16 protein-coding genes are annotated in these 16,513 nt (G+C 61.3%); all 16 read left to right on the top strand.

Going from position 1 to position 16,513, the window contains the following annotated elements:
* The first annotated feature begins 3 nt into the window (after nucleotides 1-3).
* The 16 genes from ACFOTD_RS03035 to rpoD all read left to right on the top strand — a co-directional run bounded on the left by ACFOTD_RS03035 (nucleotide 4) and on the right by rpoD (nucleotide 16,428).
* Nucleotides 4-975 (top strand): PhoH family protein, encoded by a 972-nt coding sequence (locus ACFOTD_RS03035; RefSeq protein WP_378115566.1) that lies wholly within the window; start codon nucleotides 4-6, stop codon nucleotides 973-975.
* Between the two features lie 15 nt (nucleotides 976-990).
* Nucleotides 991-3,255 (top strand): HD family phosphohydrolase, encoded by a 2,265-nt coding sequence (locus ACFOTD_RS03030; protein WP_378115564.1) that lies wholly within the window; start codon nucleotides 991-993, stop codon nucleotides 3,253-3,255.
* Nucleotides 3,252-3,821 carry an rRNA maturation RNase YbeY gene (gene ybeY, locus ACFOTD_RS03025; RefSeq protein ID WP_378115563.1) on the top strand — a complete coding sequence of 190 codons (570 nt, stop codon included), beginning with the start codon at nucleotides 3,252-3,254 and terminating at the stop codon, nucleotides 3,819-3,821. The genes ACFOTD_RS03030 and ybeY overlap by 4 nt, the downstream gene beginning before the upstream one ends.
* Nucleotides 3,818-4,189, top strand: coding sequence for a diacylglycerol kinase family protein (locus tag ACFOTD_RS03020; protein WP_378115561.1), 372 nt, complete (start codon nucleotides 3,818-3,820; stop codon nucleotides 4,187-4,189). Before ybeY ends, ACFOTD_RS03020 begins: the two co-directional genes overlap by 4 nt.
* Before the next feature lie 41 nt (nucleotides 4,190-4,230).
* On the top strand, nucleotides 4,231-4,680 hold the full coding sequence (gene cdd / locus ACFOTD_RS03015; RefSeq protein ID WP_378115560.1) for a cytidine deaminase: 450 nt from the start codon (nucleotides 4,231-4,233) through the stop codon (nucleotides 4,678-4,680).
* Nucleotides 4,677-5,582: a GTPase Era gene (era, locus tag ACFOTD_RS03010; protein ID WP_378115558.1), complete on the top strand. Its 906-nt coding sequence runs from the start codon at nucleotides 4,677-4,679 to the stop codon at nucleotides 5,580-5,582. The genes cdd and era overlap by 4 nt, the downstream gene beginning before the upstream one ends.
* Before the next feature lie 138 nt (nucleotides 5,583-5,720).
* Entirely contained in the window at nucleotides 5,721-5,873 is a 153-nt protein-coding gene (locus ACFOTD_RS03005; RefSeq protein ID WP_090115089.1) for a YqzL family protein, read from the top strand.
* Between the two features lie 98 nt (nucleotides 5,874-5,971).
* On the top strand, nucleotides 5,972-6,736 hold the full coding sequence (gene recO, locus ACFOTD_RS03000; RefSeq protein WP_378115556.1) for a DNA repair protein RecO: 765 nt from the start codon (nucleotides 5,972-5,974) through the stop codon (nucleotides 6,734-6,736).
* Between the two features lie 138 nt (nucleotides 6,737-6,874).
* Nucleotides 6,875-7,795, top strand: coding sequence for a prenyltransferase (locus ACFOTD_RS02995; RefSeq protein ID WP_378115555.1), 921 nt, complete (start codon nucleotides 6,875-6,877; stop codon nucleotides 7,793-7,795).
* Nucleotides 7,796-7,818: 23 nt separating this feature from the next.
* Nucleotides 7,819-8,547, top strand: coding sequence for a DUF6081 family protein (locus tag ACFOTD_RS02990; protein ID WP_378115553.1), 729 nt, complete (start codon nucleotides 7,819-7,821; stop codon nucleotides 8,545-8,547).
* 387 nt (nucleotides 8,548-8,934) lie between these two features.
* Nucleotides 8,935-9,822: a glycine--tRNA ligase subunit alpha gene (gene glyQ, locus ACFOTD_RS02985; RefSeq protein ID WP_378115551.1), complete on the top strand. Its 888-nt coding sequence runs from the start codon at nucleotides 8,935-8,937 to the stop codon at nucleotides 9,820-9,822.
* The gene (gene glyS / locus ACFOTD_RS02980) at nucleotides 9,815-11,902 is read left to right on the top strand and encodes a glycine--tRNA ligase subunit beta (protein WP_378115549.1); all 2,088 of its coding nucleotides are present in this window, start codon (nucleotides 9,815-9,817) and stop codon (nucleotides 11,900-11,902) included. Before glyQ ends, glyS begins: the two co-directional genes overlap by 8 nt.
* Nucleotides 11,903-11,942: 40 nt before the next feature.
* The gene (locus ACFOTD_RS02975) at nucleotides 11,943-12,749 is read left to right on the top strand and encodes a pyruvate, water dikinase regulatory protein (RefSeq protein WP_378115547.1); all 807 of its coding nucleotides are present in this window, start codon (nucleotides 11,943-11,945) and stop codon (nucleotides 12,747-12,749) included.
* Nucleotides 12,750-12,914: 165 nt separating this feature from the next.
* A complete protein-coding gene (locus ACFOTD_RS02970; RefSeq protein ID WP_378115545.1) occupies nucleotides 12,915-13,385 on the top strand; it encodes a YaiI/YqxD family protein in 471 nt (156 codons plus the stop codon).
* A gap of 48 nt (nucleotides 13,386-13,433) precedes the next feature.
* Entirely contained in the window at nucleotides 13,434-15,260 is a 1,827-nt protein-coding gene (dnaG, locus tag ACFOTD_RS02965; protein WP_378115543.1) for a DNA primase, read from the top strand.
* A 31-nt stretch (nucleotides 15,261-15,291) separates the two neighbouring features.
* Nucleotides 15,292-16,428, top strand: a complete 1,137-nt coding sequence (gene rpoD, locus ACFOTD_RS02960; RefSeq protein WP_282909440.1) for an RNA polymerase sigma factor RpoD — start codon at nucleotides 15,292-15,294, stop codon at nucleotides 16,426-16,428.
* Nucleotides 16,429-16,513 lie beyond the last annotated feature (85 nt).

Raw genomic sequence — 16,513 nt, 5'->3', positions numbered from 1 at the left:
TTTTTGACAGACAGCAGGCAGTTCATTACGATTCCACTCCGCAACGCAGCGGAGGGACTGGCTTTGTTCGGTCCGCAGGACAAGTACCTGCGCATGATCCAACAGGAGACGGCAGCCGTTATCCATTCCCGCGACGCGGAGATAACCGTCGAGGGCGCGGAGAGCGACCTGCGGTCTCTTCAGCAATTTTTCGACACCGTCCTTCAATTGATCCGCAGCGGCCTCACCGTCGGAGAGCGCGACGTACGCTACGCCTTCGAGCTGGCCCGCGAGATGAAGGCCGACCAGCTGCTGGCGCTGTTTCAAGGCGAGATTACGACGACTTTCAGAGGCAAGCCGATCGCCCCCAAGACGCTCGGCCAACGCCATTACATTACGATGATCCGCAAAAAGGACATCGTGTTCGGCATCGGACCCGCCGGTACGGGCAAGACGTATCTGGCAGTCGTATCCGCCGTCGCGGCGCTGAAGGAAGGACGCGTCAAGCGCATCCTGCTGACGCGCCCCGCCGTGGAGGCCGGGGAGAATCTCGGCTTCCTGCCGGGCGACATGCAGGAGAAGGTCGACCCTTACCTGCGCCCGCTCTACGATGCGCTTAACGACGTGCTCGGTCCCGAAGGCGTGGCCAAGGCGCTCGAGCGGGGCATGATCGAGATCGCGCCGCTCGCTTATATGCGCGGCCGTACGCTCGACGATTCCTTCGTCATCCTAGACGAAGCGCAGAATACGACCGGCGAGCAGATGAAGATGTTTCTGACGCGGCTCGGCTTCGGCTCCCGGATGGTCATCACCGGCGACGTGACGCAGATCGACCTGCCCAAGGGCAAGAAGTCCGGCCTGAACGAAGCGCAGCGCATTCTGAAGGACATTCCCGAGATCGGCCTCGTGTACTTCTCCGAGCAGGACGTCGTGCGTCATGCGCTCGTGCAGAAGATTATCGTAGCCTATCAGAAGGACGACGAGACAAATACGTAAAGGAGCGAGCGCCGGATGAATCGGACACGAAGCGGCCCGGCGGGTACTTTATCTTCCTTTGCTGCTGCAGGATGGAAGCAGAGCGCGGCGGTCAAAGGACTGCTGCTGCTCGCGTTCGTCCTGCTGTTTTATTTCAGCCTGTCGACGCGCCTCGTGCCGGAGACTTACGATATTACCCTGGGCGCAAAAAGCGAACACGACATCAAGGCGCCGCACCAGGCGACCGACGAGAAGGCGACGCTCAAAGCCCAGGAGGAAGCGGCGGAGAAGATCGGCGCCATCTATCCTTACGTGGCGCTGCACAACGAGAATCTCATCGACAGCATTCTCGTTCGCATCGACCAGCTCAACCAGGACGATCAGGTGACGCTCGAGCAGAAGATCGAGATTTACCGCAACGAGCTTCCGGACCGGGTGGATCAGTTTATCGAAACGTTCATCAGCACGAACACGGGATCGGGCGTCTACTCCGCAAGCCTTTTCGGCGAAATGAAAAAAGCGGTGCTGGCACAGGCGTACAAAATTCCCGAAGAGACGTTTTACAAGCTGCCTAAGCTCACGACGGAGCAGATCGCGGAGATGCGTACGGTGGGCCGGGACGTCGTCCGCAGGCTGATGGCCGATCCGATCACGGATGCCGAAGCCGCGCGCGCCAAGGTGGCGGAGCTCGTCAACGGCAGCTCGCTGACGCTCAAGACGCAGCGGGAGATCGTACAGGAGCTGTCGCGGTTCGTCTTGACGCCCAACAAGTTCTACGACAAAGACGCGACCGAAGAAGCCAAGGTCCAGGCCAAGCAGAATACGCCCCTCGTCGTCATCAAGCAGGGCGACGTCATCGTCAAGGCCGGACAAGTCATCGACCAGGATACCTACGAGCGGCTCGACGCCTTCGGCCTGCTGCAGGAGCAGCGGACGTATTGGCCGCAGCTCGGCGCGCTCATGCTGGCGGTGCTGTTCATGCTCGCGCTATACAGCTACGCGGAGCTGACGGCTTCCGCTGCCAAACCGGCGATGAAGCGGACCAACGTCGACTGGTTGATGCTTTTATTCATTTTCGCAATCAATATATTGGTCATGCACTTGGTCGCGCTGGCGCACAGCGAGGCGTGGCCCTATATCATCTATATTGCGCCGCTCGCGCTAGGCAGCATGCTGATGACGCTGCTCATCGACATTCAGACCGCGATGGTCGGCTCGCTGCTTTTCACGATTCACGCGAGCATCGTCATGAACGTCGAGCAGACAAGCCTGTTCGATTTCCGCTTCGGCTTCGTCGCCGCGGTCGTGCTGTTCACTTCCGTGCTGGCGATCCATCGGGCAAGCCAGCGCTCCGCCATTCTGAAGGCGGGGATTATGGTGAGCTTGTTCGGCTCGTTTGCGGTGACCGCGCTTACGCTGGTCGGCCCGGATCCGGACCGGACGCAGCTCGTCCAATCGGTCGGCTTCATGCTGGCGAGCGGTCTTTTGACCGCCGTGCTCGTTATCGGCATCATGCCGTTTTTCGAGATGACGTTCGGGATCTTGTCCGCGCTCAAGCTCGTGGAGCTGTCCAATCCGAACCACCCGCTGCTTCGCAAGCTGCTGACGGAGACGCCGGGGACCTATCACCACAGCCTGATGGTCGGCAACCTGTCCGAGGCGGCCGCGGAGTCGGTCGGCGCGAACGGCTTGCTCTGCCGGGTCGGCTCCTTCTATCATGACGTCGGCAAGACGAAGCGGCCGCTCTATTTTATCGAGAATCAGAACGGCGGGGAAAATCCGCATGACAAGCTCGACCCGAAGGTCAGCGCGTCGATCATCATCGCGCATGCCCGCGACGGCGCGGAGATGCTGAAGGCCCACAAGCTGCCCAAGCAGATCCGGGACATCGCGGAGCAGCATCATGGCACGACCTTTCTCAAGTTTTTCTATTACAAGGCGGTCAAGCAGGCGGAGCAGGCCGGCGAAGACAACGAGTGGACGGAGGACGACTTCCGTTACCCGGGTCCCAAGGCGCAGTCCAAGGAAGCGGCAATCGTCGGCATCGCGGACAGCGTCGAAGCCGCGGTCCGGTCTCTTGGGGCGCCCACGGTCGAGCAGGTCGAGTCGATCATCGCCAAGATCATCAAGGACCGGCTCGACGACGGACAGCTGAGCGAATGCGACCTCACGGTGCGGGAGCTTAACCAAATCCAAGAAACGCTGAAGACGACCGTCATCGGCATGTTCCATTCGCGGATCAAGTATCCGGAAGAGAGCGCCGCAAAAAACGAGACGGATAAAAAGGAGCGGGAAGCATGAGCCTGAAGCTGGAATGGGTGGACGAGCGCGAGGAAGCTTCGGCAGGCGAAGAAGGGTGGCCGGCGCTGCTGACGCGCCTGCTGAATGAAGCGGGAGCGGCCGAGGGCGTCGCGGACGGGATCGTCACGCTGACGCTGACGGACAACGAAGGCATCCGCGAGCTGAACCGAACGTACCGGAACCTGGACAAGGCGACGGACGTGTTGTCGTTCCCGATGCGGGAGCAGGGCGCGGAGGAATTCGAGATTTTGTACGAGGACGATTACGAGACTGCGACGGTCGACATTTCGAACGGCGATGACGGCGACGACGAGACGTTTGGCGACGAGGAGCTGCAGACCGGCGCCGGCCGTATCGAGGAGCTGCTGGGGGATATCGTCATCTCGGTGCCTCGCATGCACGAGCAGGCCGCCGAATACGGCCATAGCGCCGAGCGCGAGCTCGGCTTCCTGTTCGTGCACGGCTTCCTGCACCTGATGGGCTACGATCACGGCACGGAGGAAGAGGAACGGGCGATGTTCGCGAAGCAAGAAGAGATACTCGCCAAGGCGGGCTTGACGCGGTGAGCCGCAACCAGTCCGAGCCGGCGTCGTTCCGGCATGCGCTGGCGGGCATCGCGCACGCGCTGCGGACGGAGCCGCATATGCGGTTCCATCTGGCGGCGAGCGCGGCCGTGCTGATCGTCGCCGCTTGGCTGGGGCTGCCGCGAGGGGACTGGATGTGGCTGCTCGCGGCTTGCACGGCGGTGCTATGCGCGGAGCTGGTCAATACGGCCGTGGAGCGCGCTGTCGACCATGCTTCCCTGCAGCGGAGCGAGTTGGCCAAGTCGGCCAAGGATACGGCTGCGGGCACGGTGCTTGTCGCATCGGTATTCGCGGCAGCCGTGGGCTTGATCGTGCTTCTGCCGCCCCTATGGGAGCGGTTCTCGGGTTAATTGACTTCGGTCCGAACAAGGGCCGATTCGGAGGATGACAGATGGGGGACATCAATATAGAGGCGATCGGCTGGACGCCGGAGCAGCTGCTGGCCGAGGCGGCCAAGGCGATGGAGAAGGCATACGTGCCGTATTCGGGCTTTAAGGTCGGCGCCGCGCTGGTCGACGGCACGGGCGCGATCCATTACGGCTGCAACGTCGAAAACGCGGCGTACAGTCCGGGCAACTGCGCGGAACGCACGGCGTTGTTCCGGGCGATCGCTGACGGCCATGCGCCGGGCAGCTTCCGGGCGATCGCCGTCACGGGCCGGACCGACGCGCCGATCACGCCCTGCGGCGTCTGCCGCCAGGTGCTCGTCGAACTGGGCGGGCCGGACATGCCGGTCATTATGGGCAATGCTAAGGGAGACCTATCGATTATGACAGTCGCCGAGCTGCTGCCCGGCGCATTTACGCCGGCCAAGCTGGCGGAGGGAAGGATAGCAGAATGAGCGAACAAAAAGGCAAATTCAAGTCAGGCTTCGTCGCCATCGTCGGCAGGCCGAACGTCGGCAAGTCGACGCTGATGAATCAGGTGATCGGCCAGAAGATCGCCATCATGAGCGACAAGCCGCAGACGACCCGCAACAAGATTCACGGCGTCTATACGACGGACGAAAAACAGATCGTGTTCCTCGATACGCCGGGCATTCACAAGTCGAACTCCAAGCTCGGCGACTTCATGGTCAAGTCGGCGCTCGGGGCGCTCGAGGAGGTCGAAGCGATACTGTTCCTGACCGACGTGTCGGAGGAGCTGGGAGGCGGCGACCGCTTTATCATCGAGCAGCTGAAAAAGGTGAAGACGCCAGTCTTCCTCGTGCTGAACAAAATCGACAAGGTCCAGCCCGAAGCGCTGCTGCCGATCATCGATAAATACAGCAAGCTTCACAGCTTCACCGAGGTAGTGCCGGTATCCGCGCGCGACGGCAACAACGTGACGACGCTCCTGGAGCAGATCGGCCGCTATCTTCCGGAGGGCCCGATGTATTACCCGGCCGATCAGATCACCGATCACCCGGAGCAGTTCATCTGCGCGGAGCTCATCCGCGAGAAAATTTTGCAGACGACCCGCGAGGAGATTCCGCACTCCATCGCCGTCGAGATCGAGAGCATGGGCACCGGGGACAACGGCGTCGTCAACATCGGCGCGGTCATCTATGTGGAGCGGCCTTCGCAGAAGGGCATCATCATCGGCAAAAACGGCGCTGCGCTCAAAGAGGTCGGTAAACGGGCGCGTCACGACATGGAGAGATTGCTCGGCTCTAAGATTTTCCTGGAACTATGGGTCAAGGTCAAGGAAGACTGGCGCAATCGGGAATCGGTGTTGAAGACGCTCGGCTTCAGGCACGACTAAACCTTGGTAGCGCAGCCGGTTTTGACGTAGTCCCGGGGCTTCGGACAAATGTTGTCAGGCATACCGGCGCGGCGGCGGTGGCATTCTAACGGTGGCGATTTGGGAAGATTTCATTTCCACCGGGGAGGATGTGGCGCTTTGCGGGACTTCACGTGGCACGTGTTTACGCAGACCGGCGATATCGAAGCCTACCTGCTTTACAAGGAAATGATTCAGCCCGGAGCCGCCGGCCTGGCGTCGGAAGAACCGGTTCCAGAGGGCGAAGGGGAAGAGAACGGAGCGGGAGCCTAAAGTCGCCTAGACAGACCGGCTTCGGCACGCGCTCGTCGCGCACCGTCACTCGGCGCGCGACCCGGCCCTGCAGGGGCGACAGAAACGGGGAGAGGCCGTTGCTCTATCGGACGGAAGGCATCGTTATCCGCAGCATCGATTACGGGGAAGGCAACAAGATCGTCACGATCCTGTCGCCGACATTAGGCAAGCAGGGCATCGTCATCCGCGGCGCCCGCAAACCGAAAAGCCGTTACGCATCGCTCGCCCAGCTGTTTACGCTCGGCGATTTTTCCTTTTACAAGGGCGGCGGTCTTGGCAGCCTTAACGGCGGCGAGATCATCGAATCGTATAGAGGGCTTAGAGAAGGGCTCGACCAGGCCGCCTACGCCTCCTACTTGGTCGAGCTGTGCGACCGCGCCATTCAGGACGAGGATGCGGGCGCTTTTCTTTATTATCAGCTGCATGCCGGATTGACGGCGATATCGGAAGGCAAGGATCCCCGGATCGTCGCGCGGCTGTTCGAGATGAAGATCGCGGCGATCGCGGGATATGCGCCGATGCTGGACGCCTGCGCCAATTGTGGACGGGAAGACGGCGCCTTTTATTTCAGCGCCGCGGGAGGCGGCGCTTTATGCTCGTTATGCCGGCACCGCGATCCGAGGGCGATGGAGCTGGAGGACGGCGTATGGAAGCTGCTCCGCGTCTTTTCCGCGATGGATATGCGGAGGCTCGGCAACGTCGCCGTGAAGGAATCGACGGCCAAGCAGCTGGCGACCGCGATGCGCAGGTGGTTCGACCACCATTTGGCGCTGAATTTGAAGTCCCGTCATTTTTTGGATCAGTGGGAACGGGGCGAAGATTTCTTCAAACCGGTACCCTGATTCGACAAAGTGTGCTATAATATAGTAAGTAACGTACACGATGCAAGCCAAGATACGGGTTCGCTGGATTCGGACGGATCGGCGAAGCCGTTTTCTTATGGGCAATTAGCCAACTAAAAGAGGAAAGGATGCGGCACGATGGACGTATTCAAACGGTTCATGAAGGCTTCGCGCATGCGCGTCATCCCGGTCATGCTCATGCCCGTCGCGCTAGGGGCGCTAGGCGCTTACGTATGGGACGGCGTCTTCGACATTTGGCTGCTGCTGCTTACGTTGATCGGCTCGGGCGCGGCCCATCTGTTTTCGAATATGATCAACGATCTCTGGGATTATAAAAACGGCACCGACGAAGCTGCGAAAAATACGGCGGACGCGATCGGCACGAATTCGGGTTATCTGACGAACGGCGTATGGAGCATGCGCACGTTCGCCGCGGTCACTTGGGGATTGTTCGCGGTCGCCGCCGCCAGCGGGATTGCGCTAGCTTTGCTCAGCGGGATTTGGGCGTTCGTCTTCGGCGCGATGGGCGGTCTCATCGCTTATTTCTACGTGGCGCCTCCGATTCGCTTCGGCTACCGGGGCAAAGGCTACAGCGAGATTGCGATTCTGCTTGCTTTTGGCGTGCTGCCGGTACTCGGCTCTTATTATGTGCAAACGTCCACGTTCGACTACAGGGCGATCTTGCTGTCGCTGCCGATCGGTCTGCTGACGACGCTGATTTTGTTTAACCACCATTTTCTTCATTGGCAGGCGGACCGGGCGGCGGGCAAGCGGACGCTGGTCGTCGTGTGGGGCGAACGCCGCGCCTTGCAATTTTCCCGTTTGCTGCTCGGCCTTGCGGCGCTGTCGCTGGTCGGGGCGGCGCTTGCAGGCGCACTGCCCGCCTATGCGCTGGTCGGTCTGATCACCGCGATTCCGCTGTACCTGACGTACGGCCGACTGCAGGACCAGAATAGCTCGCGGGCGTATTTGCCGCTCATGGGCGCTTCCGTGCGGGCCGCCAATCGCTGCGGATCCGTTCTCATCGTGTGTCTCATTATCCAGGGCCTCATCCAATAAAATGACGGGAAGTGACCGCTTCAATGGAAAAGCAGCTGGTATTCGGTGATTTTCACCGCATCCTATCCGAAGGCGAGACTTGGAAAATCGGCGGATTTCCGCTGCCCGACGGCACGTTCTGGGAGTACCGGGAGCCAGACGCGGTCGTCATCGTCCGCAACGGCATCCTCTATGTCCGGGCGCCGCTCAGCCGCAGTCACGACCGCGTGCAGATTTTGGACAATGCGAAGCATATGTACTATTCGGCGGAAGAGGTCGTCGTGCCGGAAAACGGCGAGGTCAGCTTCGAGCTCGATATTCGCGCGCGCAGCACGGGCACGGCGCCAGGCGATCTGTACGACGGCTACGTATCGCTGAATTTGCTCGATTTTACGACGGGCGCCGCGCTAGACTTTTTCGCGGGCAACGACAAGTACGCCTCCGTTTACGCCGTGCTGCCGTTTCCGGGCGTCGAGGTGCCGAAGTCGGACAAGACCCGGTTTTTTTGCGTGTTCCAGGAAGATACGAACTTCAAGGCGCGCGAATTCAACACGTACAAAATCGTATACAATCGCGCCGAGGACGAAGTCGTCTTTTATCTGAACGGCACCGAGGTGCGGCGCGAGCGGAACGTGCCGGTCAAGATGAACCGCTTTACGATCGCGCTCGGGATCATGACCGAGAAGGATCTGTCCCCAGAGGGCAGCGTCTCGGTGCACGGCCAGACGGTCATCGCCGAGTATTCGCCGGTGAAGGTCGCGATCAGGGAGTAAACGCCGGCATTTGACAGGGGAAGCGTCCATCGGCTAAAATGTTGCATATCGATGACATGGGTCTCGTTGAAGGAGAGAGTAGCCGGTTGCCTGTCGGCAGCTGCAAGCGAGTCGGGGGCGGTGCGAGCCCGGCGCGACGAATCGGCGAAGGGCGCTCCGGAGAGAACAGTCATTACAAGAGCGGGCAAACGAAGACACGCGAGGGCGATCCGGTTCGGACGGATCCGACCTGCTCGGCGTCGCTTCGGGCGTCAAGTAGGGTGGAACCGCGGGATCTAGCTCCCGTCCCTATGTCTGCGCGGCAGACGTGGGACGGGAGTTTTTTGCCTTGTTCCGGCGCCGCGGAAAGTAGCGGATTCGATCCCAATTTACGAAGGAGTGGCGGACTTGAATTTTCAGCAGATGACATTGACGCTGCAGCAATTCTGGGCGGAGCAGGATTGCATCGTCGTACAGCCGTACGATACCGAAAAGGGCGCGGGCACGATGAACCCGATGACGTTCCTGCGCACGATCGGACCGGAGCCGTGGAACGTCGCTTACGTGGAGCCTTCCCGCCGTCCGGCGGACGGGCGCTACGGCGAAAATCCGAACCGGCTGTATCAGCATCACCAATTCCAGGTCATTATGAAGCCGTCGCCTGACAACATCCAGGAGCTGTACCTCGAGAGCCTGAAGCGGCTCGGCATCGACCCGCTGAAGCACGACATCCGCTTCGTCGAGGACAACTGGGAATCGCCGACGCTCGGCGCCTGGGGCCTTGGCTGGGAAGTGTGGCTGGACGGTATGGAAATCACCCAATTTACGTACTTCCAGCAGGTCGGCGGCATCGACTGCCATCCGGTCGCGGTAGAGATTACGTACGGCATGGAGCGTCTGGCTTCCTACATCCAGGAGAAGGAAAACGTATTCGATCTGGAATGGGTGGGTGGCGTTTCCTACGGCGACGTATTCAAGCACCCCGAGTACGAACATTCCAAGTATACGTTCGAGGTGTCGGACGTATCGATGCTGTTTAATCTGTTTTCGACCTACGAGGCCGAGGCGAAGCGCGCGATGGACGAAAATCTCGTTTTCCCGGCTTACGACTACGTGCTCAAATGCTCCCACACGTTCAACCTGCTCGACGCCCGCGGCGCGATCAGCGTCACCGAGCGCACGGGCTATATCGGGAGAGTGCGCAATCTGGCGCGCTCGGTCGCCGCGACGTTCCTGCAGGAGCGCGAGCGACTCGGATTCCCGCTGCTGAAGAAGGAGGCGATTGACCATGCCTAAGGATCTGCTGCTCGAGATCGGTCTCGAGGAAGTGCCCGCACGGTTCGTGCGCGGCGCGATGGAGCAACTCAAGGACAAGATCGAAAAATGGCTCGACGCCAACCGCCTTGCGCATGAAGGCGTGACCGCCTATGCGACGCCGCGCCGGTTGGCTGTCATCGTAAGTCGTTTGGCCGACCGCCAGGAGGACGTCAGCGAGGAAGTCAAGGGACCGGCACGCAAGATTGCGCTTGACGAGAGCGGCGCATGGACCAAAGCCGCGCTCGGCTTTGCCCGCAGCAACGCGGTGGAGCCCGAGGCGCTGTTCTTCAAGGAGCTCGGCGGCGTCGAGTACGTTTACGCCAACAAGTCCAGCGTCGGCGTGGAGACGGCCGGCTTGCTGCCGGAGTCGTTGCCCGCGATCGTCACCTCGATGACGTTCCCGAAAAACATGCGCTGGGGCGCTTACGACCTTCGCTTCGTGCGTCCGATCCGCTGGCTTGTCGCGCTGCATGGCGAAGCGGTCGTGCCGTTCGCGATCACGGACGTCGAGACCGGCCGCACGACCCGCGGACATCGCTTCCTCGGCGTCGACGCGGAGATCGCCGATCCGTCAGAATACGTGGCCAAGCTGCGCGAACAGCACGTCATCGCCGACGTAGAGGAGCGCCACGAAGCGATTTTGTCGCAGCTCGGCGACCTGGCGAAGTCCCGCGGCTGGGAGATCGCGATCAAGGACGATCTGCTCGAAGAGGTGCTTTTCCTCGTCGAGACGCCGACCGCGCTGTCGGGGTCGTTCGATCCGGCATTCCTGGACATTCCGCAGGAAGTGCTGATAACGTCGATGCGCGAGCATCAGCGCTACTTCCCGGTGCTTGACGCGCAGGGCAGGCTGCAGCCGCATTTCGTCACCGTGCGCAACGGCGACGCGGCATCGCTCGACGCCGTCGCCAAGGGCAATGAAAAGGTGCTGCGCGCCCGGCTGTCCGACGCGAAGTTTTTCTACGCCGAAGATCAAAAGGGACGAATCGATGCCTTCCTGCAGAAGCTTGAGAGCATCGTCTATCACGAGGAGCTCGGCACGGTCGCCGACAAGGTGCGCCGCATCCGCGTGACCGCAGACAAGCTCGCCGGGCTGCTGAGGGCCGACGATACGGTTCGGGCGCAGGCCTCGCGCGCCGCCGATATTTGCAAGTTCGACCTGGTGACGCAGATGGTGTACGAATTCCCCGAGCTGCAGGGCATCATGGGCGAAGATTACGCGCTTAAATTCGGCGAAGAGGCCGCAGTCGCCAAGGCGATCAACGAGCACTATTCGCCGCGCAACGCGTCGGACAATCCGCCGTCCTCGCTCGTGGGCGCAATCGTGGGCATCGCCGACAAGCTAGACACGATCGTCGGCTGCTTCCTGATCGGCATCATTCCGACGGGCTCCCAGGATCCGTACGCGCTTCGCCGCCAGGCCGCCGGCATCGTGTCGACGCTGCTGGCGCACGGGCTCGAGCTCAAGCTGTCGGACCTGTTCAAGCTGTCCCTGGACGTATACGCCGCCGCAGGCCTCGGCAAGCGCGAAGCCTTCGAAGCGTCGCGGGATTTGAGCGAATTTTTCGCGCTGCGGGTAAAGAACGTATTGACGGAGCAGCAGATCCGCTATGACGTCACCGACGCGGTGCTCGGCGCGGGCTGCGACGACGTCCGCCGCACGGTGCTGCGGGCGCAGGCGCTGCAGGCCGCAGCAATCGGCGAAGACCGAGAGGCGTTCCGTCCGGCTGCGGAAGCGTTCGGACGCGTCGCGAATCTCGCGGCCAAGGGCGGGGATTCGCGCCAGGTGGACGCGTCGCTGTTCGCGGACCCTGCCGAAGGCGCGCTGCACGAGGCATGGATGAACGCGCACGGCAACATTCTGGCCGCGACGGCCGAGGCAAGGCTGTCCGATGCGTTGTCGGCGCTGTCCGCGCTTAGCGGACCGATCGCAGCGTTTTTCGAGGCGGTCATGGTCATGGCCGACGACGAGGCGATCCGCCGCAACCGGCTGGCGCTGCTCGGACTGATCGCGGACGACGTTCGCGGCTTCGCCGACTTCGCCAAGCTCGCGGGCTGATGCCGGCCGCACCGCGGCAATTCGAACGGAGGGATGCACCATGGAAGCAACAAGCGTAACCGTCTACGTCGTCTCCGATTCCGCCGGCGATACAGGAGAGCTCGCGGTGCGGGCGGCGGCCGCCCAATTTCACCCGCTCAAGGTGCAGATCCGGCGCGCCGGTTTCATCCAGCGGGAGGCGGCGATCGACGCCGTGCTCGAGGCGGCGCAGAGCGAGCGTGCCGTCGTGCTGTACACACTGGTCATCGATGCGCTCCGCGCCTACATGGCATCGGAGTCCGCGCGGCGCGGCATTTCGGCCATCGACCTGCTCGGCCCGCTCATCGACCAGATGGAGCAGCGCTTCGGCTGTCAGTCCAGGCACGAGCCGGGGCTTAACCATGTGCTCGACGCCGGATATTTCCGCAAGGTCGAGGCGGTCGAATTTGCGGTCCGCTACGACGACGCACGCGACGTAACGGGCGTCAGCAAGGCGGACATCGTGCTGACCGGGGTCTCGCGCACGTCGAAGACGCCGCTCTCCATGGTGCTCGCGCACCGGACGTACAAGGTCGCGAACGTACCGCTCGTGCCGGAGCTTACGCCGCCGCGGGAGCTGTTCCTCGTACCGAAGACCAAGATCTTCGGCCTGACGATCCGGCCGGACGCGCTGAACGCGATCCGCGTCGAACGGCTCAAGGCGCTCGGCCTGCCGAATACGGCCTCGTACGCGACGGCGGAGCGGATCCAGCAGGAGCTCGAGTATGCACACGGCATCATGAAAAAACTGGGCTGCGTCATCATCGACGTGTCGAACAAGGCGGTTGAAGAAACGGCCAGCCTGATTATGGAGCAGTTGGAGAAATAGACGGATTTCGACAAAAATGGCGGACAACCGGCATGCCTTCGAGGCGGCTGGTTGTTGCTTTCTTACGGGCGCAAGGCCTGAAATTTTGGGCTGCAGGAAGGATTTATCGCGCCGGTAGCGTATATAATAGGGACTCACAACATAATCGATGAGCGGTGGTGTCGAATGCTGCAACATCCGGTCCGGGTCGTCGTCGACGCGGACGCCTGCCCGGTGAAGCCGGAGATCGCCGCATGCGTGAGAGCCGCGGGGACAAGAGCTCTGCTCGTGTCTTCGCACGCGCACGTGCTCCATGCCGAGGAAGGCGTCGACGTCGTAACGGTGGACGCGAGCGATCAGTCTGCGGATCTTTACATCGCCAATGCGCTTAAAAGCTCCGACATTCTCGTCACGGGCGATTACGGCCTGGCTGCGCTCGGCCTGGCGCGCGGGGCGGCTGTGCTTACGCCGCGCGGCAAAGTCATCGGCGAGGACGATATCGACGGGCTGCTCGCGCAGCGGCATTTTTCGGCCAAGCAGCGACGGGGAGGCATGCGGACGCGAGGGCCCAAGCCTTTCACGGACGAGGATCGCGACCGATTTCAACAAAAACTGACATTGCTGCTTCGGAGGTTGCAGGAGAATTCGTTCGCTTAGCGAATTGTATTACGTGCCGAAATTGAACGGCAGAGCGGATGGCTTAATATGAATAACGGCATGATTCCACAAGAGACGATCGACGAGGTTCTTCGGCGGTACGACATTGCGGAGACCGTCGGTCGTTACGTTCAGTTGTCCAGGAACGGCAAGTATTTGAAGGGGCTGTGCCCGTTTCATTCCGAGCGCACGCCTTCCTTCACGGTGACGCCGGAGAAGCAGATTTTCCATTGCTACGGCTGCGGCAAGGGCGGGAATGTCGTCAAGTTCGTCATGGAAATCGAGAACGAGACGTTCCCCGAAGCGATCCGGAGCATGTGCGAGGAAGCCGGAATTCCGATCTCCTGGCAGGCGCCCGAAGGCGAGCAATCCGAGCGCCAGAAGGAACGCTCCGTCATGACGGAGGCGCACGCCTACACGGCGAAGTTCTATCATGCCGTGCTGCGCAATACGGCGGCCGGTACCGGGGCGATGAACTATCTCCGGGACCGCGGCATGACGGACAAGCTGATCGAGGAGTTCGGGCTCGGGTACGCGCCGGCCAGGTGGGATACCCTGACGCAGGCCCTGGACAAGAAAGGCTACGACCTGGCCGAGATGGACCGGGGCGGACTGCTTTCGAGGCGACACGAAGGCGAGGGCTTCGTGGACCGTTTTCGCGATCGCGTCATGTTCCCGATTCACGACGGCGACGGCAAGATTATCGCGTTCGCGGGGCGACTGATGTCGGACGGCCAGCCCAAATACCTGAATTCGCCCGAGTCGCCGCTGTTCAGCAAGAGCCGGACGCTGTACCGGTTCCACGCGGCGAAGGGCACGATCCGCAAGACGAGGCAGGTCGTGCTGCTCGAGGGCTACATGGACGTCATCAAGGCCTGGTCGGCCGGCGTGCACAACGGCGTCGCGACGATGGGAACCGCCCTCACCGGCGAGCACGCGTCCTTGCTGAAGCGTTATGCGGACGAGGCGATCGTGTGCTACGACGGGGACGATGCGGGGATGGCCGCGGCGAGCAAGAGCATCCCGCTACTGGAGAATGCCGGCTTCAGAGTGCGGGTGGGCGTGCTGCCCGGCAAGATGGACCCGGACGAATACATCTCGGCATACGGCTCCGAAGCCTACATGCGGGAGATCGTCGAAGGCGCGGTGTCCGCCCTCAAATTTCAGCTCATCTATTTGAGGAAATCCCATATACTGCTAGAAGAAGACGGGAAGCTCCGATACCTCGAAGACGCCATCAAGCTCGTCGCCCGGCGCGAGTCGGCTACCGAACGGGAATTGATGCTGAAGGAGCTGGCGCAGGAATTCGGGGCTTCGACGGACAGTTTGAAGCAGGACGTATTTAAGATCAGGCAGCAGGAGAAATTGGGAACGGCTGGGGATATTCCGGGCGGATCGTGGAATAATGAATGGAATGATAACCGAAGTTCGGCCAAGCTTCCCAAGGTATCCGTCGACTATGTCAAGGCCGAGCAGTATCTCTTGTCTTGGATGCTGCAGGACGGCGAGACGGCGGGCGTCGTCCAGGAACGGTTGGGCGATCGCTTCCATGTCGAGGATCACGCGGCAATCGCTGCTTATCTATATGCCTACTACGCGAACGGCAATCCTCCTGACATTGGACGCTTTATCGCTACGCTGCAGGACGACCGGCTAGAGCGCGCGACCAGCGCCATCGCGCTGATCGAAGTGCCTTTCGGGGAACGCGAGCTTGCCGATTGCATGCGTACGGTCGAACGTCAGGTGACGAAAAAGGACGATTTGCAAAGCTTGTACGAAGAAATGAATCGAGCGGAGCGTACCGGTGATCCACTGCGCGCCGCGCAAATATTGACAGAGATTATCGCCCTGGAGAGACGGCAGAAGGAAAGCTGATGCCGCCGCTGCAGGGAGGAGGGAGTCGGAAATGGCGAACGATCAACACACCGGACTCGAGACGGAGAGCTCGCTGGAGCAGGTCAAGTCGCTGCTCATCGAACAAGGCAAGAAAAAGGGCGGATTGACCTACAAAGACATCATGGAGAAGCTGTCTCCGTTCGACCAGGACGCCGAACAAATCGACGATTTCTTCGAGCAGCTGGCCGATCACGGCATCGAGGTCGTTAACGACCACGACGAGATCGGAGGCGGCCGCGACCGCGAACGCGAAGACGAAGAACGCGACGAGTTCAACTTCGACGACGATCTGTCGCTCCCGCCCGGCATCAAGATCAACGATCCGGTTCGCATGTACTTGAAGGAGATCGGACGCGTGCCGCTTCTGGGCGCCGACGACGAGGTCGAACTGGCGAAGAAGATCGAGATTGGCGGCGAAGGCGGCGAGGAAGCGAAGAAGCGTCTTGCCGAAGCGAACCTGCGTCTGGTCGTCAGCATCGCGAAGCGGTACGTGGGACGAGGCATGCTTTTCCTCGACCTGATTCAAGAGGGCAATATGGGCCTGCTCAAGGCCGTCGAAAAGTTCGACCATACGAAGGGCTACAAATTCAGTACGTACGCCACCTGGTGGATTCGCCAAGCGATCACGCGGGCGATTGCCGACCAGGCGCGGACGATCCGGATTCCCGTGCATATGGTGGAGACGATCAACAAGCTGATCCGCGTGTCGCGGCAGCTGCTGCAGGAGCTGGGACGCGAGCCGGCTCCCGAGGAAATCGCCGAGCAAATGGAGCTCAGCGTGGACAAGGTTCGCGAGATCATGAAGATCGCGCAGGAGCCGGTATCGCTCGAGACGCCGATCGGCGAAGAGGACGACTCGCACCTGGGCGACTTCATCGAAGATCAGGAGGCGCTGGCGCCGGCTGATGCGGCGGCTTACGAGCTGCTGAAGGAACAGCTGGAGGACGTGCTGGACACGCTGACCGAACGCGAGGAAAACGTGCTCAGGCTGCGGTTCGGCCTCGACGACGGGCGTACCCGCACGCTGGAGGAAGTCGGCAAAGTATTCGGAGTTACGCGCGAGCGGATCCGGCAGATCGAAGCCAAGGCGCTTCGCAAGCTTCGCCATCCAAGCCGCAGCAAGCGTCTGAAGGACTTCCTGGAATAAGCGCCGAACGCCGGACTGCGTTCATGCAGAGGACCTTGCGCCGATTCATGGGCAGCAAGGTCCTCTTGGCATCCGGGGTGCTACG

Origin of the sequence: Cohnella sp. GCM10012308, from assembly GCF_042649185.1 — a bacterium.
Classification (GTDB): domain Bacteria; phylum Bacillota; class Bacilli; order Paenibacillales; family Paenibacillaceae; genus Cohnella.
The sequence above is the reverse complement of the archived record's forward strand: the minus strand, read 5'-3'. Positions and strand labels throughout refer to the sequence as shown.